Here is a 4,203-nt window from a genome sequence, read left to right on the forward strand (position 1 = left end):
TCTCTTCCTGATCCCGGCGATTTCGATGCGGCTTTGGGCGGAGGAGCGTAAAAGCGGCACGATAGAGCTTCTCCTTACGCTTCCCATTTCAGTGTCCCAAGCCGTGATGGGAAAATTTCTCGCCGCATGGGCGTTCACCGGCGTTGCCCTTCTCCTCACCTTTCCAATGTGGGTGACGGTCAACATTCTCGGCCGCCCCGACGAGGGCGTCATCGTCGCGGGCTACATCGGCAGTTTCGTGATGGCGGGCGCCTTCCTTTCGATCGGCGCCTGCATGTCGGCCATTACCAAGAACCAGGTGATCGCATTCGTCGTCGCGTGCGCCGTGTGCTTCCTCTTCATTCTCTCCGGCACGCCGATGGTGCTCAACTTCGTGCAGGGCTGGCTGCCGCAGGTCCTCGTCGACACCGTCGCCTCGTTCAGCTTCCTTACCCATTTCGACGCGATCAAGAAAGGCGTAATCGACGTCCGGGACGTGATATTCCTTGCATCCCTCATCGGCCTCTTCCTCTACGCGAACATCGTGTCGGTCGAACTCCGGAAGTCGGCATAAATCCCCATGCGAAACCTGTCCCGTCTCGATCGCACCACGCTTTCGATCCTTGGCCTCGCAGTCGTCGTGGCGTTGTTTTTCGCCGTCAACATCCTCGCCGAGGGTGCTTTCAAGGCGACGAGCCTCGATTTGACCCAGGGCCGCATTTACACCCTTTCCAAAGGCACTCGCGAGCTCCTCGCCGATCTCAAGGAGCCCGTGACCCTGCGTTTCTATTTCTCGACGCGGCTTGGCGAACAGGTGCCAACCTACGCCAACTACGCCGCACGCGTGCGCGAGCTTCTGGAGCGATATGTCAGTTTGTCGAGCGGCCGCATTCGACTTGAAGTGTACAATCCGGAGCCGTTTTCCGATGCTGAGGATCGTGCGGTCGGCTACGGTCTGCAGGGCGTCTCCCTCGGGAACGAGGGCGATCAGGTCTATTTCGGTCTTGCCGGCACCAATAGCACCGACGATGAGCAGATCATCTCGTTCTTCCAACCGGATCGCGAACGCTTCCTCGAATACGACGTGACGCGCCTCATCGCCGGGCTTGAGAATCCCAAGAAAAAAATAGTCGGGCTCATCAGCTCGCTTCCCATGGCCGGCGCATTTGGCAATCCGATGATGGGACAAGGGACCACCCCGCCATGGACCGTCCTCACCGAAATGCGCGAGCAATTCACCGTGCGCGAGTTCGGCGATGATCCGGACAAGATCGACAAAGACATCGACGTCCTCATGATCGTGCACCCGAAGAAGCTGAGCGAGAAGGCCCAATTTGCAATCGATCAATTCGTGCTCGGCGGCGGCCGCGCACTTGTGTTCGTCGATCCGAATGCCGAATCGGATGCAGGGCCGAGTCCGATGATGATGACGGGGGCTACCAGCTCCGATCTGAAAAAGCTTCTCGGCAGTTGGGGGGTTGAACTTGTTCCCGGCAAAGTCGCCGGCGACCGTACCCTGGCCACCCGCGTGCAAGCCAACGTCCAGGGCCGAGTCCAGACGATCGACTATATTGCCTGGCTCTCCCTCGGAGCCGACAACATCGACCACAACGATGTTGTGACGACCGATGTATCGAGTCTGCTATTCGCCACGCCGGGCATTCTCGAGCGCACGAAGGACGCCTCCACGACATTCACGCCCCTCGTCGAGACGAGCAGTCAGGCGACGGAAATCGATGCCGAAAATCTTCGAATGATTCCCGATTTCGTCTCGTTGATCGCGAAATACAAACCGGTCGGCCATCCGCTCGTCCTGGCGGCACGCGTTCAAGGCGACGTCAAGAGCGCCTTCCCCGACGGCCCACCGCCCGACAAGCCGGCCGAAGCGAAGAAGGACGCGGGCAAAGAGGGCGACGCGACGAATGCCGCCCCCGGCCAGGCCGAGAAGCCGGCATCGGGTGACTGGCTCAGGCAATCCGTGAAGCCGATCAACGCAATCGTGGTCGCCGACACGGATATGCTCAACGATCGATTTTGGGTGCGAAAGCAGGACTTCTTCGGGCATCAGCTTGTCCAACCCACGGCGGGCAATGGCGATTTCGTCGTCAACGCGCTCGACAACCTCGCGGGTTCGGACGCACTCATTGGCTTGCGCGGGCGCGGACTTGCAACGCGTCCCTTCGATCTCGTGCAGCGGATTCGCGCCGACGCGGACGCGCGGTATCTGAAACAAGCCCAGGATCTCGAGGATCGCCTCAAGGATACGGAGAAGAAAATTGCCTCACTCCAGAAGGAGGGCGACAGCGGTCAACATCAAATCCTGAGTGCCGAGCAGCAGCAGGAGATAAACAAATTCCGGGCTGACATGCTGACGACCCGCCAGTCCCTGAGAGAGGTACAGCACGCCCTGCGGGTCAATATCGAACGGCTCGCTGCCGTGTTGAAATTCATCAACATCGGGCTGATCCCGATCGTGATCGGAATCCTGGCCATCGTCATTGCCGTCATCCGCGCCTCGCGCCGGCGCCGGCGCTATGGCTCGACGTGAAGGTGAGGGGAATTCACGATGAAGAATCGAACGCTCGCCGTTCTCGCCGCTGTAACCGTCGTCGTGATTGTCGGGGCCGTCATCGTCAATACCCGCAAGGAGGCATTCACGACCGGCACGGGTGGTGCTTTCCTTCTGCCGGATTTCGCGGGGAAGCTGAACGATGCGGCAAAGATCGTCGTGGCATCGGGTGCGGGCTCGTTCACGATCGTGCGCGGGGACAAAAATTGGACGATCGCCGAGAAGTATGGCTACCCCGCGAAGTACGATGTCGTGAAATCTTTGCTCCTAGGCCTTGCCGAGCTCAAGACCGTAGAGGCCAAGACGGCGGAGCCCTCGCTCTACCCGCAGCTCGAGGTCGAGGACGTGGCATCCGGGGCAAAGTCAGCGATGGTCACGGTCGAGGACGCCAAGGGTGCAACACTTGCAAGCGTCATCATCGGGAAGGAGCGGTTCGGGCGCGGTGGTGACAACGCGACCGAGGTTTATGTGCGCAAGGCGGGTGACAAGCAGTCCTGGCTTGCAACCGGCAGCCTCCAACGCAACGACGACGTCAAGCAGTGGATGCGTCGCGATCTTGTCTCCGTCGACCGCGAGCGTGTGCGCGAAGTCGACGTAACGCCGGCTGGCGATGCCGGGGACGCGGACAAGCCATACCAGTTGACGAAGGAAAAGGCCGGGGAGGGGGATTTCGCGCTCGAAGGGGTTCCGCCCGACGACAAGGTCAAAGCACCTTACGAGGTGGACAGCATCGCAGGCGCCCTTGGAGCCCTCAGTGCGGATGACGTCCTGCCGGCCGCAAATCTGAGGGCCGACGCAAAGCCTATTCGCAAGGTCGAATTCAAGACCTTCGACGGTCTTTCGGTCGTCGTGCAGCTCTATCTCCAGGATGGCAAGACGTGGGCGAAAATCATCGCAGCGTCGGATGCGACCGCACCCGGAGCCAGTGCCGAACAGGCCGCGGCAACGGCAAGTGCAGCGCCCACCGGAGCGGGCTCGAATCTCATGACCCCCGATGAAGTCAAGCACGAGATCGAGGATATCGATGGACGCACGAAAGATTGGGTCTTCGTTCTTGAACCGGGAGACCAGACTACCCTCGAGAAGAAATTCACCGACTTGATCGAACCCAAGGATAAGGCCAAGCCGAAGTCGTAGGCTTCGCGCATGAGTTCTTCATTGCCGCTCGAAAATAGGGCCCGCTCAGCCCTGTGATTTTCGAATGAACGCCGTAGCCCCAATGCCGACACAATTTTCGGCCAGTTTTGCGGATGGCTGCCCGCTCAGGTTGGCGCGGGGGTGACTTCGGTGCCGGAGTGAAGCCACGTCGATTTTCATCGCCGAGACGCTGGCTGATCGCAGCGCTGGCACTCGCAGTCACCGTCATCGTGGGATGGATTGGGATCGAGACGCCACGCCCGCTTGAGGCCGCAACACTTCTCTACGCGCTCTCGACGAGCCGGGTTCCCGATATAGCGCCTGCATCCGTGGGTTGGGTGGCGAACGGGCGACGTTATACCGGCGATCTTTATGGCAACGATGGCGCCCGGGCGGCCCTTCTTCTCGTTCCGGGTGCCGCCGAAACGGGGAAGGACGATCCGCGGCTGATTGCGTTCGCGCGCGGCCTCGCCGACCACCGATTTCTCGTGCTTGTGCCCAATCTTCCGGGCCCCAAA

The 4,203-nt window shown here is 60.5% G+C and carries 4 protein-coding genes; all 4 read left to right on the forward strand.

Annotation, left to right across the window (positions count from 1 at the left end):
- Window positions 1-553: ABC transporter permease (locus tag VEJ16_13815; GenBank protein HYB10741.1), on the forward strand; the 553-nt coding region annotated here is incomplete at its 5' end.
- 6 nt (window positions 554-559) lie between these two features.
- Window positions 560-2,527: a Gldg family protein gene (locus VEJ16_13820; protein HYB10742.1), complete on the forward strand. Its 1,968-nt coding sequence runs from the start codon at window positions 560-562 to the stop codon at window positions 2,525-2,527.
- Window positions 2,528-2,545: 18 nt separating this feature from the next.
- On the forward strand, window positions 2,546-3,685 hold the full coding sequence (locus VEJ16_13825) for a DUF4340 domain-containing protein (protein ID HYB10743.1): 1,140 nt from the start codon (window positions 2,546-2,548) through the stop codon (window positions 3,683-3,685).
- A gap of 113 nt (window positions 3,686-3,798) precedes the next feature.
- The coding region (locus VEJ16_13830) for a hypothetical protein (protein HYB10744.1) at window positions 3,799-4,203 on the forward strand (405 nt) is incomplete at its 3' end.

The sequence above is a fragment of the Alphaproteobacteria bacterium genome (assembly GCA_035625915.1).
Taxonomy (GTDB): Bacteria; Pseudomonadota; Alphaproteobacteria; order JACZXZ01; family JACZXZ01; genus DATDHA01.